This window comes from Alteromonas sp. H02, from assembly GCF_059682525.1.
The window spans coordinates 2,113,276-2,129,560 of sequence record NZ_CM185021.1 but is presented as its reverse complement, the minus strand read 5'-3'; the positions used below and the strand labels follow the sequence as shown (position 1 = coordinate 2,129,560).

14 protein-coding genes are annotated in these 16,285 nt (G+C 50.5%); 8 read left to right on the top strand and 6 right to left on the bottom strand.

Translation table 11 applies throughout. The features are described from left to right. Window positions 1–174 precede the first annotated feature (174 nt). From xdhA to AC566Q_RS09725, 7 genes are read left to right on the top strand one after another with little or no spacing between them, the layout of a single operon-like run. Window positions 175–1,617, top strand: a complete 1,443-nt coding sequence (gene xdhA, locus AC566Q_RS09755) for a xanthine dehydrogenase small subunit (protein ID WP_499616197.1) — start codon at window positions 175–177, stop codon at window positions 1,615–1,617. Continuing rightward, window positions 1,610–3,946 carry a xanthine dehydrogenase molybdopterin binding subunit gene (gene xdhB, locus AC566Q_RS09750; RefSeq protein WP_105936643.1) on the top strand — a complete coding sequence of 779 codons (2,337 nt, stop codon included), beginning with the start codon at window positions 1,610–1,612 and terminating at the stop codon, window positions 3,944–3,946. The genes xdhA and xdhB overlap by 8 nt, the downstream gene beginning before the upstream one ends. A 1-nt stretch (window position 3,947) precedes the next feature. Continuing rightward, window positions 3,948–4,811, top strand: a complete 864-nt coding sequence (gene xdhC / locus AC566Q_RS09745; protein WP_164464628.1) for a xanthine dehydrogenase accessory protein XdhC — start codon at window positions 3,948–3,950, stop codon at window positions 4,809–4,811. Further along, window positions 4,798–5,322, top strand: coding sequence for a 2-oxo-4-hydroxy-4-carboxy-5-ureidoimidazoline decarboxylase (gene uraD / locus AC566Q_RS09740; RefSeq protein ID WP_105936645.1), 525 nt, complete (start codon window positions 4,798–4,800; stop codon window positions 5,320–5,322). Before xdhC ends, uraD begins: the two co-directional genes overlap by 14 nt. Beyond that, window positions 5,322–5,645 (top strand): hydroxyisourate hydrolase, encoded by a 324-nt coding sequence (uraH, locus tag AC566Q_RS09735; protein ID WP_105936646.1) that lies wholly within the window; start codon window positions 5,322–5,324, stop codon window positions 5,643–5,645. The genes uraD and uraH overlap by 1 nt, the downstream gene beginning before the upstream one ends. Next, window positions 5,645–6,946 carry a guanine deaminase gene (gene guaD / locus AC566Q_RS09730; protein WP_499616193.1) on the top strand — a complete coding sequence of 434 codons (1,302 nt, stop codon included), beginning with the start codon at window positions 5,645–5,647 and terminating at the stop codon, window positions 6,944–6,946. The genes uraH and guaD overlap by 1 nt, the downstream gene beginning before the upstream one ends. A 2-nt stretch (window positions 6,947–6,948) precedes the next feature. Continuing rightward, window positions 6,949–8,169, top strand: coding sequence for a urate hydroxylase PuuD (locus AC566Q_RS09725; RefSeq protein WP_105936648.1), 1,221 nt, complete (start codon window positions 6,949–6,951; stop codon window positions 8,167–8,169). A gap of 108 nt (window positions 8,170–8,277) precedes the next feature. Here AC566Q_RS09725 and AC566Q_RS09720 read toward each other — a convergent pair whose 3' ends face one another. The 3 genes from AC566Q_RS09720 to AC566Q_RS09710 all read right to left on the bottom strand — a co-directional run bounded on the left by AC566Q_RS09720 (window position 8,278) and on the right by AC566Q_RS09710 (window position 12,166). After that, window positions 8,278–9,561 carry a diguanylate cyclase gene (locus tag AC566Q_RS09720; protein WP_105936649.1) on the bottom strand — a complete coding sequence of 428 codons (1,284 nt, stop codon included), beginning with the start codon at window positions 9,559–9,561 and terminating at the stop codon, window positions 8,278–8,280. Between the two features lie 65 nt (window positions 9,562–9,626). After that, window positions 9,627–10,979, bottom strand: a complete 1,353-nt coding sequence (locus tag AC566Q_RS09715; RefSeq protein ID WP_499616189.1) for a sensor histidine kinase — start codon at window positions 10,977–10,979, stop codon at window positions 9,627–9,629. Between the two features lie 8 nt (window positions 10,980–10,987). Next, the gene (locus AC566Q_RS09710; RefSeq protein ID WP_499616186.1) at window positions 10,988–12,166 is read right to left on the bottom strand and encodes an FIST signal transduction protein; all 1,179 of its coding nucleotides are present in this window, start codon (window positions 12,164–12,166) and stop codon (window positions 10,988–10,990) included. A 203-nt stretch (window positions 12,167–12,369) separates the two neighbouring features. On the opposite strand from AC566Q_RS09710, the gene AC566Q_RS09705 reads away from it, so the two are divergent. Then, the gene (locus AC566Q_RS09705; protein ID WP_170308562.1) at window positions 12,370–13,527 is read left to right on the top strand and encodes an HDOD domain-containing protein; all 1,158 of its coding nucleotides are present in this window, start codon (window positions 12,370–12,372) and stop codon (window positions 13,525–13,527) included. Here the strand turns inward: AC566Q_RS09705 and mobA are convergent. The 3 genes from mobA to AC566Q_RS09690 form a co-directional block, all read right to left on the bottom strand. After that, complete coding sequence (gene mobA / locus AC566Q_RS09700) at window positions 13,516–14,109, bottom strand: molybdenum cofactor guanylyltransferase (RefSeq protein WP_105936653.1); 594 nt, start codon at window positions 14,107–14,109, stop codon at window positions 13,516–13,518. The genes AC566Q_RS09705 and mobA overlap by 12 nt on opposite strands. Window positions 14,110–14,116: 7 nt before the next feature. Beyond that, complete coding sequence (locus tag AC566Q_RS09695) at window positions 14,117–15,331, bottom strand: alginate export family protein (RefSeq protein ID WP_499616182.1); 1,215 nt, start codon at window positions 15,329–15,331, stop codon at window positions 14,117–14,119. An 81-nt stretch (window positions 15,332–15,412) separates the two neighbouring features. Then, window positions 15,413–16,261, bottom strand: a complete 849-nt coding sequence (locus AC566Q_RS09690; RefSeq protein WP_499616178.1) for an ABC transporter ATP-binding protein — start codon at window positions 16,259–16,261, stop codon at window positions 15,413–15,415. Window positions 16,262–16,285 lie beyond the last annotated feature (24 nt).

The window sequence follows — 16,285 nt, the reverse complement described above, 5'->3', positions numbered from 1 at the left end:
CCAAGAGCAGGCAGAAGCCTGGCAGGCGTCCTACCTGATAACGCCTGGTTCGCATGCCGGTTAGGCTGCAGCGCTATTTAAACACAAAAAACTGACCACTTGGTCTACTTTTTGAATAGTATTTCCGGTATGGTATGCGCTAATTAGCCCGCCATCTCAGGCCCGGAGCACAGGATGATAAAATTTTTACTTAATAATGAATTAGTTACGTTAGAAAAAGATGCTGCAGAAGTGTCTGTACAGCAATACTTGCGTGACCAGAAAGCGCTGACAGGCAGCAAGGAAGGCTGTGCAGCGGGCGATTGTGGTGCATGCACGGTCGTTCTTGGTGAAATTGCCCCTTCCCAAACCGGTATTTTTTACCGCAGTGTGAACAGTTGTATAACGCTCATGGCTGCGCTACATGGTAAACAGCTGATCACAGTGGAACACCTCAGTGACGGCAACACCCTGCACCCGGTGCAGCAAGCCATGGTTGAACATCACGGCAGTCAGTGTGGTTTTTGTACGCCGGGTTTTGTGATGTCGATGTTTGCGCTTTACCATACTGACCAACCCGCTACGCGTGAAACCGTTAACACAGCGCTGTCAGGCAATCTGTGCCGGTGTACCGGCTACCGGCCAATCATAGATGCGACAATAGATAGTTGCGCACATCGGGACGCGGATAAGTTCACCGTACAGGAGAGCGAGGTACTTAAACAGCTACAGGCCATCGCCGCTGAGACATCCACGCCGGTGATAAACAAGGTTTATTTACCTTCGAGCCGTGAAGCCATGGCAGCCTTGCTAGAGGAACATCCGGATGCCCGTTTTGTTGCCGGTAGCACCGATTTGTCACTTGAATATACCCAACAGTTAAAAACCCTCCCAACCCTGGTAAGCACTACCCGGGTTAAGGAATGCCGTGAACTGAAGGTAGACAAACAAGCGGTTACCGTTGGTGCAGCGTTGCCCCTCAGCGACATCGCACCGGTGCTGCACGAGCATTTTCCTCAGTTACACGAACTGATTGACCGCTTCGCCTCCCTGCCTATAAGAAATCAGGCCACGCTTGGCGGCAATATAGCCAATGCATCTCCCATCGGGGATATGCCGCCGGTACTACTGGCCGTGAATGCCACCGTTATTATTGATAACGGCAGCGAATACCGCGAGGTCCCGGCCGATAAATTTTTCACCGGCTATCGCCAAACCGTTTTGGCCGATAAAGAGTGGATAAGCGCTATTCGCTTTAACCATTTGGATGACCAGACACAGTTAAAAGCCTATAAAGTCTCCAAACGCCACGAAGATGATATATCTGCGGTCTGTGCCGTGTTCACGGTAACGCTGGACAACGGCAGCGTTAGTGCTATCAGCTCAGGTTTTGGCGGTGTGGCCGCTACTCCGGTTAGTTGCGAAGAGCTGGAACAGCGCTTGCTGGGTAAAACCTGGAGTGATCAAAGTACCCGCCAACTGGGCATGAAAATCCTGGCTGAGGCTTTTTCCCCCATTGATGATGTGCGGGCCAGCGCGAGCTATCGTAAACAAATTCTCGCCAATTTATGGCAGCGCTTCTGGTTTGAAACACAATCTGAACTATTAGCCACAACCCGGGTGACAGCATATGCGTAAACTTGTCGATCAACCTTCACACAAGGCCGAACACTCACCGCTGCTGCGCTCTGAAAAACACGAAAGTGCCATCCGCCAGGTCTCGGGCAGCGCAAGGTATGTCGACGATATCCCCGCGCCAGCATCGTTATGCTATGCCAGCGTTGGAGTGACCAATGTCGCCAGTGGCACTTTGACTTCACTGGATCTCAGCGCCGTAAAACACTCTCCCGGTGTTATCGACATCATTACTATCAGTGATATTCCCGGCCATACCGATATAGGCCCGGTGTTTGGTGGCGACCCCATTCTGCTTGATAACGAAGTCAAATTTCATGGCCAGCCGGTCTTCGCCGTACTGGCAGAAACCCAGGAACAAGCGCGGGTTGCCGCCACTAAAGCCACCATGACCTTTGCCGAGGCAGAGGCTATTCTCACCACTCATGAAGCGCTGGCTGCCGATGCCAAGGTGCGCCCTACCCATGAATTTGGTCGTGGTGATGTCAGTAACACCCTGCAAACCGCACCACTTACCGCATCTGGTCATTTATCAGTGGGCGGTCAGGAACATATGTATCTGGAAGGTCAGGTGAGCCTGGCGATCCCTGAAGAAGAAGATCGCATGAGCATTTTTACCTCCAGTCAGCATCCCAGTGAGGTGCAAAAACTGGTGGCCGAAGTGCTGGATGTCAAATTGCACCGCGTGGCAGTGGACATGCGCCGTATGGGTGGTGGTTTTGGTGGTAAAGAATCCCAGGCGGCCCAGTGGGCCTGTCTGGCTGCGGTTTTTGCACTGCGTACCCGGCGCGCGGTAAAAATGCGCCTGCCGCGCATGCTCGATATGCAAGCCACCGGCAAACGTCACCCTTTTGAAAACGACTATGAAATTGCCTTTAATGAAACCGGCAAAATGCTGGGTGCCAAAGTCACCGTATCGGGCAACTGTGGCCACTCACCGGATTTATCAGACGCCATTGTCGACCGCGCCATGTTTCACGTTGATAACGCCTATCAGTTAGGCGATACCCATATCACCGGCCACCGCCTTAAAACCAACATTGTGTCACATACGGCATTCCGGGGGTTTGGCGGCCCACAAGGGCTTATTATGGCCGAGCTGATGATGGACGTGGTAGCCCGAAAAACCGGGCTGGACCCGTTAAGCGTGCGTAAGCTCAACCTTTATGGTGAAGAGAATGGTACGGTTACCCCATACGGGATGCCACTGGAGCAGGATATTCTGGCCGACCTGATTGGCAAACTGGAGGCCAACAGCAATTACTGGCAGCGCCGCGAAGAAGTAAAAGCGTTTAACGCTGCCAGCCCGATAATCAAAAAAGGTCTGGCCCTGACGCCGGTAAAATTTGGTATTTCATTTACCGCCAAACACCTTAATCAGGCTGGTGCACTGCTGCATATCTACACCGATGGCAGTATTCAGGTTAATCACGGTGGTACCGAAATGGGCCAGGGTCTGCACACTAAAATCGGCCAGATTGTGGCCCATGAATTTGGCGTAACGCTGGATAATATCGAGGTAACCGCCACGCGCACTGATAAAGTGCCTAATACCTCGCCCACAGCGGCATCAAGTGGTACCGACCTTAACGGTAAAGCCGCACAAAATGCCTGTATTACTATTAAAGAGCGCCTGGCCGCTTTCTTTGCCGAACAATTTAACGTGCCGGCAGAAGATGTGATCTTTGCGGCGGGTCAGGTAAGCGCCGGCGGTCATCACCTGCCCTTTACCCAGTTAATTCAGAATGCCTACATGGCGCGTATTTCGTTATCGGCTACCGGCTACTACCGCACGCCCAAAATATACTACGATCGCGAAACCGGCTCTGGCCGGCCGTTCTTTTACTTTGCCAACGGCGCGGCTGTTTCTGAAGTCAGTGTGGATACCCTGACCGGCGAATATACCCTCGATAAAGTGGATATCCTCCATGACGTAGGTACCAGCCTTAACCCCGCCATTGACCGCGGCCAGATTGAAGGTGGCTTTATTCAGGGCATGGGCTGGCTCACCACCGAAGATTTACGCTGGGATGACAGCGGCCGGTTAATATCTAATAACATGGCCACCTATAAAATACCGGCAATTGGCGATACGCCTGCACACTTTAACGTCGCGCTGTTTGATCGGCCCAACGCCGAAGACAGTATTTATCACTCCAAAGCCGTAGGGGAGCCACCCTTTATGCTGGCCATCTCCGTGTGGTGCGCAATTAAAGACGCCATTGCCAGTCTGGCCGATTATAAGGTGGATCCTGATCTGCCTGCCCCGGCCACACCAGAAAAAGTCCTGATGGCCATTAACGCCATACAGAATGCCGGTGGAGAGCAGTAATATGCAAAACGAAAAATGGCAGGTACGACGCTGGTTCGAGGCTATTCACTATTGCGAACAACACGCCGAGGGTTATGCGCTTATCACGGTACTTACCACGGCTGGCTCCACGCCCCGTGAACAAGGCACCAAAATGGTCGTCACTGCTGACCGCCAGTTTGACACCATTGGTGGCGGTCACCTGGAGTTTAAAGCCATAGAGCTGGCCCGGCAGGCTCTGGCAGACAGTGTCAACCAGCGCCAGAACCAACAGGCGGTCCACCCTTTTCCGCTGGCCAGTAAACTGGGCCAGTGCTGTGGCGGCGCAGTAAAATTGCTGATAGAAACCCACGTTAGTCACCGCCAGGTACTGGCGCTGTTTGGCGCGGGTCATGTGGCCCAGGCACTGGTGCCTGTCCTCGCGCAGCTACCACTGTCTGTGCGCTGGATTGATAACCGCGAGTCACTTACGCCCACCGGCCCCCTGCCGGCGAATGTGGACTATCTGTGTGACGATGAGCCGGTTGGCGAAATTCCATTGTTACCCGGTGGCAGCTGGGTGGTAATTATGACCCACGATCATCAACTGGATTTTGAGCTGGCCGAAAAAGCCCTCAAACACCCGGATTTACCTTACGTAGGTATGATTGGCTCTCAGACCAAAGCGAAACGGTTTGTCCACCGTTTACAAAGTAAAGGGATCAGCGAACAGCAACTCGCGCACTTCGTGACCCCCATTGGCCTTAGTGAAATACCGGGCAAACTGCCCGTGGAAGTGGCTGTATCGGTAAGCGCACAAATTATTCAGCGCTTGCATGGGGTTACTGGCTCAGCAGCATCCGGCACTGTCAACACGAAAAAGGAAGTACTTCATGACACTCAATGAATTAAATCAACTGGACGATAATGCCGCTTACGACTGGTTTGAAGCCAGCTGCGCGGCTGAGCGCTGGGTTAATGCCATGGTCACAGGCCGGCCGTATAAAAGCGCTGCTGATGTATACAGCTACGCGGTAGAAGTGTGGGAATCGCTCACCGAAAGCGATTACCGCCAGGCCTTTGAAGCGCACCCGATGATTGGTGATGTAAACAGTCTCAGGGCCAAATTCGCCAACACCAAAGACACCGCAGCATCAGAACAGCAAGGCACTGCGGTAGCCAGCGAAGAAACACTGCAGGTGCTGCATACGCTTAATCATGAGTACCTTAACAAACACGGCTTTATCTTTATTATCTGTGCCACCGGGCTTAGCGCCGATACCATGCTTCAAGCGCTGCAAAAACGCTTGCCCAACGATACGGTCAGCGAGCTCGAAAACGCCGCTGCCGAACAAATCAAAATCACCCTGCTACGCCTGACCAAAGGGTTAAGCGCACCAACACAGGAAGCTTCATAATGATCAGTTTATCCAGCCATGTGCTAGATACCACTTCAGGTAAACCGGTTGCCGATATGCCGGTCACACTTACCGGCCCGGACGGCAGTCAGGTAACCGCCGTTACCAACAGCGATGGACGTTGTATGGATTGGCCCGATATGACTTTCAGCGCCGGTATTTATGCCATTCGTTTTGAGTGCAAAGACTACCTGATTGCTAACCATGGTCAGTCATTTTATCCCTTCGTTGATATCCATTTTGAGATGACCGAAGACGGTGGCCACTACCATGTGCCACTGCTTATCTCGCCGTTTGGTTTTAGCAGTTACCGGGGTAGCTAGTGGCAACGACACAACTCATTCGCGGTACGCTTTATCATTACCCGCGCTCAACAACACAGTATCACAGCGATCTGCAGAGCTTTAAAGATGGTGCAATGCTGATAAAAGACGGCAAAATTGCCGATCTTGGCGACTTTTCAGCGCTGAAAGCACGCTATGCCGATGTAGACGTTATCGATTACTCAGGCCGGGTTATTATTCCGGGACTTATTGATACCCACCTGCATTTTCCGCAAACCGAGATAATAGCCAGTTACGGTGAACAATTGCTGACCTGGCTGGATAACTTTACCTTTCCGGCGGAGCGACAGTTTGAAGATGCCGACTTTGCCAACACCATGGCCGACGCCTTTTTAACCGAATGCCTGAAAAACGGCACCACTACCGGGCTGGTTTATTCAAGCGTGCATAAGGTCGCTACCGAGGCGCTGTTTGAGGCGGCCAGCCAGCGCAATATGCTCACCGTGGCCGGTAAAGTGTGCATGGACAGGCACTGCCCGGACTGGCTACAGGATACGCCCGAATCAGCTCAGCGCGATAGTGCCGACTTAATCGACCGCTATCATGGCAAGGGGCGCAATTACTATGCCCTCACTCCGCGCTTTGCACCTACCAGCAGTAGCGCACAAATGGCTGCACTGGGAGAGCTCGCGCAGCAATATGAAGACGTTTTTATCCAGACCCACCTATCAGAAAATCACGATGAGATCGCCTGGGTTAAAACGCTGTACCCCGAGTGCGAAGATTACCTGGCGGTGTACGAGAAATACCATATGGTGCGTCCCAGAGCGGTTTATGGCCACTGTATTCATCTGTCTGACAGTGAGTGGCAGCGCATGGCTGACAGCGGCGCCATTGCGGCTTTCTGCCCGACATCTAACTTATTTTTAGGCAGCGGCTTATTTGAACTGAGCAAAGCCGAAAAATTCGGCGTACCGGTCACACTGGCTACCGATGTAGGCGGCGGCACCAGTTTTAACCTGCTCAGAACCCTTGGCGAGGCTTATAAGATTTGCCAGTTACGCAATTACAGCCTGTCGTCGCTACAAGGCTTTTATATGCTGACCCAGGGCGCCGCTGATAGTCTGGGACTCAGTGATCAAATTGGTAACCTTAATCCGGGCAGTGATGCCGACTTTGTGGTGCTTAATCCCCGCTTTGATGCCCTTACTCAGCTACGCATCGATACAGAAAGTACCTGCGAAGACACCCTTTTTGCCCTGACCATGCTCGGCGACGATCGCGCCACTGTGGCCACCTATGTGGCAGGTCAACCACAATATCAACAACAGGAGCTCTAACCATGGTGTGGCTTGATTGGCTTTCATTATTTGTACGCTGGTTTCACGTAATCGCCGGCATTGCGTGGATTGGTGCCTCGTTTTATTTTATCTGGCTGGATAACAGCCTGGAAACACCGCCGGACTGGAAAAAACAAAAAGGCATTAAAGGCGATTTATGGGCTGTGCACGGCGGCGGTTTTTATGAGGTCGGCAAATATGCTTATGGCCCTGAAGTCATGCCAAAAACCCTGCACTGGTTTAAGTGGGAAGCCTACTCCACCTGGCTAAGCGGCTTCGCGTTGCTGATCATCGTGTATTACTTTGCCGCATCGGCGTATCTTATCGACCCGTCGGTGATGGCGCTTAGCGAAGGTGAAGCAATTGCCCGCGGACTCGGTTTACTGGCCAGCGGTGTTTTGCTTTATGAGCTGGCCTGTCGTTCACCGCTTGCCAACTACCCTAAAGTGTTCGCCATTGCCCTTACCGCGTTGTTAGTTGTGGCCAGTTATCTGGCGACCCATTGGTTCAGTGGCCGCGGCGCTTATATTCACGTAGGCGCCCTAATTGGTTCGATTATGGTGGCCAATGTGTGGCTCAACATCATGCCCGCGCAGCGCAAAATGGTTGATGCCGTTGCCGCTAAACAAGCCGTCGATCCGGCCTGGGGAGCAGGCGCTAAATTGCGTTCGGTGCATAACAACTATCTGACGTTACCCATCCTGTTCATCATGATTAGTAATCATTATCCGATGACTTATCAGCACCCGCAAAACTGGTTAGTATTAGTAGCGATCATGGCACTATCTGCGTGGATCAGGCACTTTTTTAATTTGCGTCATGTGGGTAAGTTCAGTCCGGCTGTGTTGGTAAGTGGTATGCTGGGTTTACTTGCAGTAGCGCTGTGGGTGTCCTGGCCAAAACCGCCGCCTGAGGTAAGCGTTGCCCCCACAGCGGCAGTGAGTGAAGGGCAAACCGCTTCGCTGTCGGCGCTGGATAAGCAAGTGCTGGAACTGGTAGAAACCCACTGTGTAGGCTGTCACTCAGCGACCCCTACCGACGACATCTTCAAGGTTGCGCCGCTGGGAGTGAAACTCGATAACTGGGCCGACATTGAGCGTCAGGGCCGTCAGCTGGTGAATCGCACCACCGTTACCCGGGATATGCCGTTTTTAAATAAAACCAATATGACCGATGAGGAAAGAGCCACAATTGCCGCCTGGGGCAAAGAGCAAGGCTATTAGTCTTACACCGGCCCAGCTAACCTTACCTGATTGTGCAACATACACATGAGGGTAAGGCAGCTGTGCGGCCGGACTGGCAAAGATAATTGTTAACTATTAAAAAGGTAGCTAGGATGCCTTATTCCCTTTTACGTGATACATCTGTCTGTCAGCTTCCTCAATCCATTGCTGAACGTTTTCCAGCTCCTGATGCCACTGGGACATGCCAATTGAGCACTGAATCAGGATCTCCTGTGAACGCTCACTCCTGACTATCAAAGGCTCAGCAAAGATACGGTCAATCAGATGCTGGGCTTCATAGTCCCGGGTATCTCTTAACAACAGCAAAAATTCATCGCCCCCATAGCGCCCCACCAGGTCATTTGAGCGCATGGTGGATTTTATCCGTTCGGTGAGGAGCACCAGTGCCTTATCGCCTTTCTGATGACCATACTGGTCGTTGATCTGCTTAAACTTATCAAGATCTAAGAATGCCAGAGTGGACGTGGTACGTTCGCCAATTCGCCGCAGGCGTTTAAATTCGGCATCCAATGCAGCTAAACATTCGCGGCGATTATCTATCCCGGTCAGGCCATCGGTTCTGGACAACACATTTAGCTTTTCATTGGCAGACTTTAATGCTTCATGCATTTGTTTATCGTGAGTAATGTCATCTGCAGTAATCACCAGACTTATCACTTCACCACAGGAAGCGCGGATCACTTCGCCACGTTCTCGAATGTATCGAAGCTCGCCATCATCGCGCATAATACGATATTCAAAGGTCCAGGGGTTAGTAATGGTGTGCCGGTAAAAATCCATTACCCGGGGCCTGTCTGCCACATGGATGTGACCGATAAAGCTTCTTGGATTATCGTAGAGTTCCTTGGCACTGCGCCCCCAGATACGCTGATAACCCTCATTAATGTAAACTAAAGACGTCAGGTCGGGGCTGACGACGCTCACTGCCATGCGATCAGATAACGAACTGATAATAGAACGAAGGGTTTCCTGGGACTCAAAATAATCCTGTTCTATACGTTTCTTCTCATCAATATCCTCCACCACAGAGATGAAAAAAGCCGGCGTCTCATCTTCATTTCGCACCAGCGTAACGGTAAGGTTACCCCACACCATCTTGCCATTTTTATGGATATAGAGTTTTTCCATCTGATAGGAATCGTAGAATCCATCCAGTAACTCCGCCACGCGCTGTAGGTCTTTGTCGAGATAGTCAGGATGGGTAATATCCTGAAAATCCAGCTTTACCAACTCTTCTTTACTGTAGCCAAGAAAGCTACTGAGTGCGGCATTGACGCGAATAAATCCCCCTTCAGGGCTAACATGGGCCAGGCCTATGCCACACTGTTCGAAGGTCGATTCAAATACTTTCGGTGTTGTCTCATTAGCCATTGATTCCTCCACTCTGAACCGGCTGTAAACGTCCTTTTAATTACCCTGCGCTATGCGTGCATCGATTATTTACTGACCCGTGGTAATCGGATCAAAAAGCAGGTGCCTTTAGCACTGCTCGACTCAAGATGTAACTCGCCACCGTACTTTTCAACAATGGCTTTTGAAATGGATAATCCCAGTCCGGTTCCCATTCCCACGGTTTTGGTGGTGAAGAAGGGATCAAAAATTTTAGCCGCCACCGCAGCCGGAATACCCGGCCCGTTATCTGCTATGCGGCAATCCACGCTATTGTTTCCCGCCTGAATAGTGATCGCGATCCTACCTGCTTTATCGGTTATCGCCTGGATTGCATTAGTCACAATGTTGATAAAGACCTGGGCAAGCTGATTAGCGTTAACGTGAATGACAGGCTTTTCTTCGCAACGGGTAAAATCGATATCCACTACCGTTTTTGCCTGGGTTTTGATTATTGTCAGCGCCAGCTCAATAACAGCGTTTAAATCCAGATCAACCCGGGTTTTTTCATCCGGGTGCGAGAAAGACTTAAGATTGGCAATAATATCGCTGGCACGCCGAATGCCTTGCAGCGACTCATCAATCAAATCGTCCGTATCTGTTAAAATATAGTCTATATCCATCTTTTTGTGCAGCGCTTTCATCGCCTCAGACGATTCTGTTGCCTTACTGACAAACTCACTGATATCGCCAATGTAATCCTGCAAACTGGACAAGTTGCTGTTAATAAAACCCAGCGGATTATTCAGTTCGTGGGCAACACCGGCAGCCAATTGTCCCAGCGCGGCCATTTTGTCCTGGTGAATCATCGATTTTTCAATACGGTCGCGTTCCTCAAGCAGGGTTTCGCGCTCGCGGATAAGACTACGTTGTTCAAAATGAGACAAGGTATTCGCGACAAACGCACTAAAAGATACGAAGATATCTTCGTACTGCTTAGAAAATGCACCAATATTTTTATCGGATATCAGCCAGATATATTTTGCCTGGGAGGTACTGATTGGGTGAATGAGCACCGAGTTCGCATCCGGTAACCAATCCCCCAGATGGGCTTTCCACCCCGGGATCAAAGCCACATTAAATACGTTCATTGTTTCTTCAAAAACGTTGGTTAAATCGGTGTAGCGCAAGGGTTTAAAGGTTTTCCCCTCTATGCTGCTGCAAACCGGAATCACCGTACTTTGCTCTTCATTATGATGGGCAATGAGGATTTGATCACAAGGTAATATCTCACCAATAACTTCAAATAAACGCGCAAACACCTCGCTTCGGTGAGTGGACGACATGATCGCATCCAGGCTATGCAGCATTAACTGATTAATCTGCTTAAAGCGTTGCAGCTGGCCGTTTTCGTAACGTAACTTTTGAATCGTTTCGTGGAGTTTTTCTACATCGGTCACAAACTATTTCACCCTATCGCCGTTGCAGAAATCATTAAATTACCGTGACGGCTGATGCCATCTGAGAAACAGCCCTGCTCGCCAAAAGTGAATCCCACGATAAATGGCACATCCTGAGCCAGTACCAGCAAAGAACGCTGGATCTCATCAAGATGCTCCTTAACAGCCAGCATACAGCCACCACAAAAAACAATGATTAACGCCTTAGGGCGACATTCATAATTCAGCTCATGGGTTCGCAGCACAACTTCCGTAACTTCGGTAGCGCGCCGAATCAGATTATCCGGTTGACCACTCATCAGCGTAATCTGCTCGCCGACTTCCAGGCTGGCAAACAGCTCAATGCTGCCATCGTCATTCAGTCGTGCCGGATGGCTAAGCAGCGGCACACCGAGGCTCACTGCGCCTTGGTGACGACTAATTGGAAAAAAGGTACTTGCCTGCAATATATTGCCCGGTTCCAGTGGCGCTTGCTCCAGCAGATTCAGCCAGCGATTGTAGACGGTGCCAGCCGGCTCGCCGTCGAGGGTATAAATTTTTCGACCTTCTCCGGCAGTGACCTGAGCAGACAATTCTGTCGGCTCGTAGCCCGAACTAAAATAACAGGACACCGGTTCGCTCATATAAAGTACTGCGACCACAATACCGTTGTGATGCAGTTCATGACCATCAAACTGCACCCATTTACCTTCGATACTGTTGTCGGCACTGCTGCCGCCAAATATCGGCACGCTGTCACCAAGCACGCCATGCAGGCCAATGAGCACTTCTTCTTCATTGCCAGGCGCCACAATCAACCAGACCAACGACGGCATTTCACCCAGCTTGCCCGCGTCCTGCATCGCATTCACCAGCGTCGCCTCGGCGATAGCTCTCTCCTTACCGGGCGCCAGATCCGCTGAGGCCACGCCCGCGCCGCCATCAATATCGGCCACAGAAAGCACATGCAGATAGCTTTCGCCTTTATCAGTGCCTAAATGGCTCATCGCCCCCAGACAACTGGACGAAGCAATCCAGCGCGCACCGTTTCGTTTATTGTCAGCCTTATTAGTGCCTGCCAGAGCAGTTACCGCTGCGACATCACCGAAAGCAATATTGATGTCCGCTTTGTCCAGTTCAGATATCACGCACGTTTCGCCAAATGATCCTTTCGCATCCAGAGGGAAGCGATTGACACCGATATGCATAGCCAAAACCCTTCGATTGTCACAATTGTCGCAATTTACACAATAATGACTTATATTTTAATTTTTACATTGATTTATATAGGTTACGAACAGTAAACTTGCAAAAAAATATCGTATAAATAAGCATAACCAGTAATGCCCTATATTTCCATTTAGCCATGTGAAGCAACTCTCGCGGCTATAGGTACAAGATGGCGGGCAGAATGACTTTTGCTATTGAGGCTGGCAGTAAAGCAACGATGACCAATAACTACTATGCAGTGTTTATCGACGACGATGAACTGATGCTCAAGGCAATCAGGCGTACTTCACGGCGCCTGATCCCAAACTGGGATGCCACTTTCATCAATCAGCCGTTAACATGGCAAGAGTCATTGCGAGAGAAAGCCTATCCGGATATTGTATTTTGCGATTACCGAATGCCGGGGATCAACGGCGCAGAGTTACTCCAGCAAGTCGCCCACAAATATCCTTTGTCTATTCGCGTACTGATGACCGGCGATACCCGGGACGAAATCTTGCTTGGCAATAGCGGCAATGCCCACAGCCTGCTCAATAAACCTTTTAGCGACGAACATCTCGGTGAACTGTTAAGCCACGTAGAGAAGCTAAAAGCCCTGCCGGTCACCCACTCCCAACAACAATGCCTGGGTCAGTTAAGCCAGTTGCCGGTATTGCCCGAAATTATCGAAAAGTTACGTACCGCGCTAAATGATGAAAACACAAACGCCAGTCAGATTGCCGATATTATTCTTGAAGAACCGTTGATCGGCGCGCGTATTATGCAGGTTGCCAATTCGGCCTACCTGGGTTTCCAGCGCACCACCGATACCCTTGAAGAAGCCATTAGCAGACTTGGTACACAGTTACTTTACGCCCTGACCATCAGTTTTGTACTGGAGACTGAAACCGCGCATCTCATGCCCGCCGCGCTCCACCAGCAAGTCTGTGAAAGCACCAGTCAAATGGCGGCCTGTGGCAAAGCCCTGGCGGTTGCACTGAATTGTCCGGCCAAATGCAAGGAAAAGGTATTTACCGCAGCGGTATTAAATGGCACTGGCCGACTGGTACTGGCAATGGTCAATGAGAACTCACCGCAACTGGCTGCCCAGCTAAACAAAGTGAGCACGCATCCGGATATTCTTATTACGGTATTTTTACTTACCCTGTGGTGTTTCCCGGAAGAGTTAATCGCGCCGCTACTGGATATTCAGGATGCGCCGCTTGAAGAAGATAAAGCCTGGATCAACATACTCTACTACGCCCACCAATACATTACGGTAAAAGATAAGAGTCAGGATCTGGCAGACTATACCAGTACGTTGCCCGAGGACGTAAAGGAAGCCCTGTTAAAAACTTAACCCGGCCAGTTCTTCAGGGCGATTAATATTTACCAGCTCACCCGCTTTGCCACTAAATGCCACGGGCTGGGCATTCAGGCAGGCCAGTAATTTACGTACCGAAGGTGACGAGTCAGCGGCAATCAACTTCTGCGCAGACGCCTGAGATTGCATGTTGACAGGTATAACCAAGGGTAAATAGTGCGCACTGTAATAAGCGGTTTGTTGGCTACGCCTGGCGTACTCAAGTAAGGTATTGATGCTGAAAACAGAAAGACGGGGCATATCAACCGGCATAAACAAAGCCAGACGCTGACTCCCCTCTGCTGCAGAAAAACGCGCCAGCACATCACAAATAGCACTGGCAGGCCCCTGCCCTGACTGTTGTTCGACTAAATCAGCTAGAGCACCGCCCACCACAAAATGCTGATTCACCGCTGCCGCGCGAAGCACATCAGCCGCGATATCCAGCATGGTTTGCTGACCCACTTTGAGTTGCGCTTTGTCACTCCCCATTCGTCTGGAGCTGCCTCCGGCCAGGATGAATCCCAGGCTGTGATACGGAGGCTGCTGGATCAGCTTATCTATCGCGGCTGCTGTCATGGTCTGATTAAAACTTAGTGGCTATCCATACCCATAGTTTATCAGTATCTACCTTAATGTCGCCTGCTGAATAATTGGCATATTTAGCGCCGAAGCTAAATTTTTCAGCAATTTTGGTGGTGTACTGGATATTGATCTCACTACCCAGGTCGTCAACCGTGCTGCTCGCTTCATCTGCACTGAAGTCATGATACACAAACAACCATTTACCACCGGCAAACTTGGTTGCGGCACTCACGTAGACATCCTGTAAGCCCTGGGCTGGCGTACCTAACCATTGATCAGACCAACCATTAAATTTATGCAGGGTCGCCAGTGGTGTGGCAAAGCCGTACATGCCATCATCAGAGCCCAGTAGCTCATAGCCTAACTTAGCTGTTACGCCTGAAACCACCGCGCCCGCTTCTAACATTGCGTAGGTGGCAGAATAATCAGTCGCTGCCGCTTCGCTTGACTGGGTAGCAAACTCTGCGTTGTAAAGCCATTTAACCGAATCCGTTTTATAAGCTCCGCTATAACTTACACCGTAGGTATCCAGGCTGTTATCAGTGTTGTTATCCACTTCAAGCAAGTAGGCATAAGCGGTTAACTTACCAAAGTCATCCTGGTAACTTACGTTGAGCAAATGGTCTTTTGAGTCGATATCCGCCGCTTCACCAAAAATGCTGTTACGCTTATTCAGGTAGGCGTAAAACGCGTTGAGTTTATCACTGGCCTTATAGTTTACCGATACCGCATCATAGGTCTGCCAGTCCTGACGCCAGCCAACGTGTCCTACAAAACGGTGGCCGTCCAGCGCAATAATCTGCCGTCCGGCTTTTACGGTCAGGCCGTCATTTTTAAATTGAACATAGCCCTGATTCAGTTCGGTGGTTTCCGGGTCGGCAATCACCGAATATTCGCCTGGGTTGTAACCAGCCGGGCCAACGGTGTAGTCGCCCTGACCCATTACGATGGTCACATCTTCCAAATCCGCTTTAAATGAAAAACCGTTATACTCACCGGATTCGAAGCTCAGTAAAGTACGCAGCGTCAGTGCGCTGGCATCTTTTACCGCATTATCCTGGTTCGCGCCCTCGTAACGCAGGCGAAAACTGGCTGATGCCTTGGAGTCAGATAAGGCATCATGCCACTCAGTAGCCGCCTGAGCGGCAGGTAATAAGGCCGCAGAGATAACCGTAGCCAGCAGGCCTCGTTTGAAAAATGTGCATTGTGTTTTCATGATAAATTCCTAAATTGAGCGTGAGAATACCCGGCCCGGCCTCTTAAGGCCGAGCTAAAAAATTGTTTTTATTAAGATTACTTAAGCGGCGTCAGACTTCTTTTTGGCGCCGGACTGCTTGTTTTTTCTATGGCCCGAAACGGTTTCCACTTTTTTCTGTTTTTCGTACAGGAAGGTCAGTACTTCATGCCGATAGTGGTTATATTCAGGATTATCAGCCAGTGCCAGACGGTCCCGGGGACGTTCGAGTTTAACGTCGAGAATTTCGCCAATGGTAGCTGCTGGGCCGTTGGTCATCATGACGATGCGGTCAGATAACAATACGGCTTCATCTACATCGTGAGTGATCATGATCACCGTATTACCCAAATCTGCATGGATCTCCATCAGTGAGTCCTGTAAATGAGCCCGGGTCAGCGCATCAAGGGCACCGAAGGGTTCATCCATTAGCAGCACTTTGGGCTCCATGGCCAGCGCCCGGGCAATGCCCACCCGCTGCTTCATACCGCCAGAGATTTCCGATGGCAGCTTGTCCAGTGCATGGGTCATATGCACCAGTTCCATGTTGTGCATTACCCAGTCGCGGATTTCCTGTTTGGATTTTCCTTTCTGGGTTTGCTTTACAGCCAGTTCTACATTTTTGTAGCAGGATAACCAGGGCAGCAGTGAATGGTTCTGAAACACCACCGCCCGCTCTGGGCCAGGCTCTTTCACTTCAGCACCGTCGAGAATAACGCCACCTGTGGTTGCCTGATGCAGACCGGCGACAATATTTAATACGGTAGATTTACCGCAGCCTGAGTGACCAATCAGCGAGATAAACTCCCCTTTCTGAATCTTCAGATTCACATCGGTTAACGCAGTAAACGGCCCTTTAGGCGTAGGAAAATCAATCCCTACCTGACTGAGTTCTAAATGTCTGCTTTGCATAATTTATTTCCTCGAATGTGTTAG

What these genes read in the sequence shown, in the direction of transcription:
- uraH (WP_105936646.1), top strand. Translation starts at nt 5,322, where the DNA reads ATGATCAGTTTATCCAGCCATGTGCTAGATACCACTTCAGGTAAACCG.
- xdhC (WP_164464628.1), top strand. Translation starts at nt 3,948, where the DNA reads ATGCAAAACGAAAAATGGCAGGTACGACGCTGGTTCGAGGCTATTCAC.
- AC566Q_RS09725 (WP_105936648.1), top strand. Translation starts at nt 6,949, where the DNA reads ATGGTGTGGCTTGATTGGCTTTCATTATTTGTACGCTGGTTTCACGTA.
- xdhB (WP_105936643.1), top strand. Translation starts at nt 1,610, where the DNA reads ATGCGTAAACTTGTCGATCAACCTTCACACAAGGCCGAACACTCACCG.
- xdhA (WP_499616197.1), top strand. Translation starts at nt 175, where the DNA reads ATGATAAAATTTTTACTTAATAATGAATTAGTTACGTTAGAAAAAGAT.
- AC566Q_RS09705 (WP_170308562.1), top strand. Translation starts at nt 12,370, where the DNA reads ATGACTTTTGCTATTGAGGCTGGCAGTAAAGCAACGATGACCAATAAC.
- uraD (WP_105936645.1), top strand. Translation starts at nt 4,798, where the DNA reads ATGACACTCAATGAATTAAATCAACTGGACGATAATGCCGCTTACGAC.
- AC566Q_RS09720 (WP_105936649.1), bottom strand. Translation starts at nt 9,561, where the DNA reads ATGGCTAATGAGACAACACCGAAAGTATTTGAATCGACCTTCGAACAG.
- AC566Q_RS09690 (WP_499616178.1), bottom strand. Translation starts at nt 16,261, where the DNA reads ATGCAAAGCAGACATTTAGAACTCAGTCAGGTAGGGATTGATTTTCCT.
- AC566Q_RS09695 (WP_499616182.1), bottom strand. Translation starts at nt 15,331, where the DNA reads ATGAAAACACAATGCACATTTTTCAAACGAGGCCTGCTGGCTACGGTT.
- AC566Q_RS09710 (WP_499616186.1), bottom strand. Translation starts at nt 12,166, where the DNA reads ATGCATATCGGTGTCAATCGCTTCCCTCTGGATGCGAAAGGATCATTT.
- mobA (WP_105936653.1), bottom strand. Translation starts at nt 14,109, where the DNA reads ATGACAGCAGCCGCGATAGATAAGCTGATCCAGCAGCCTCCGTATCAC.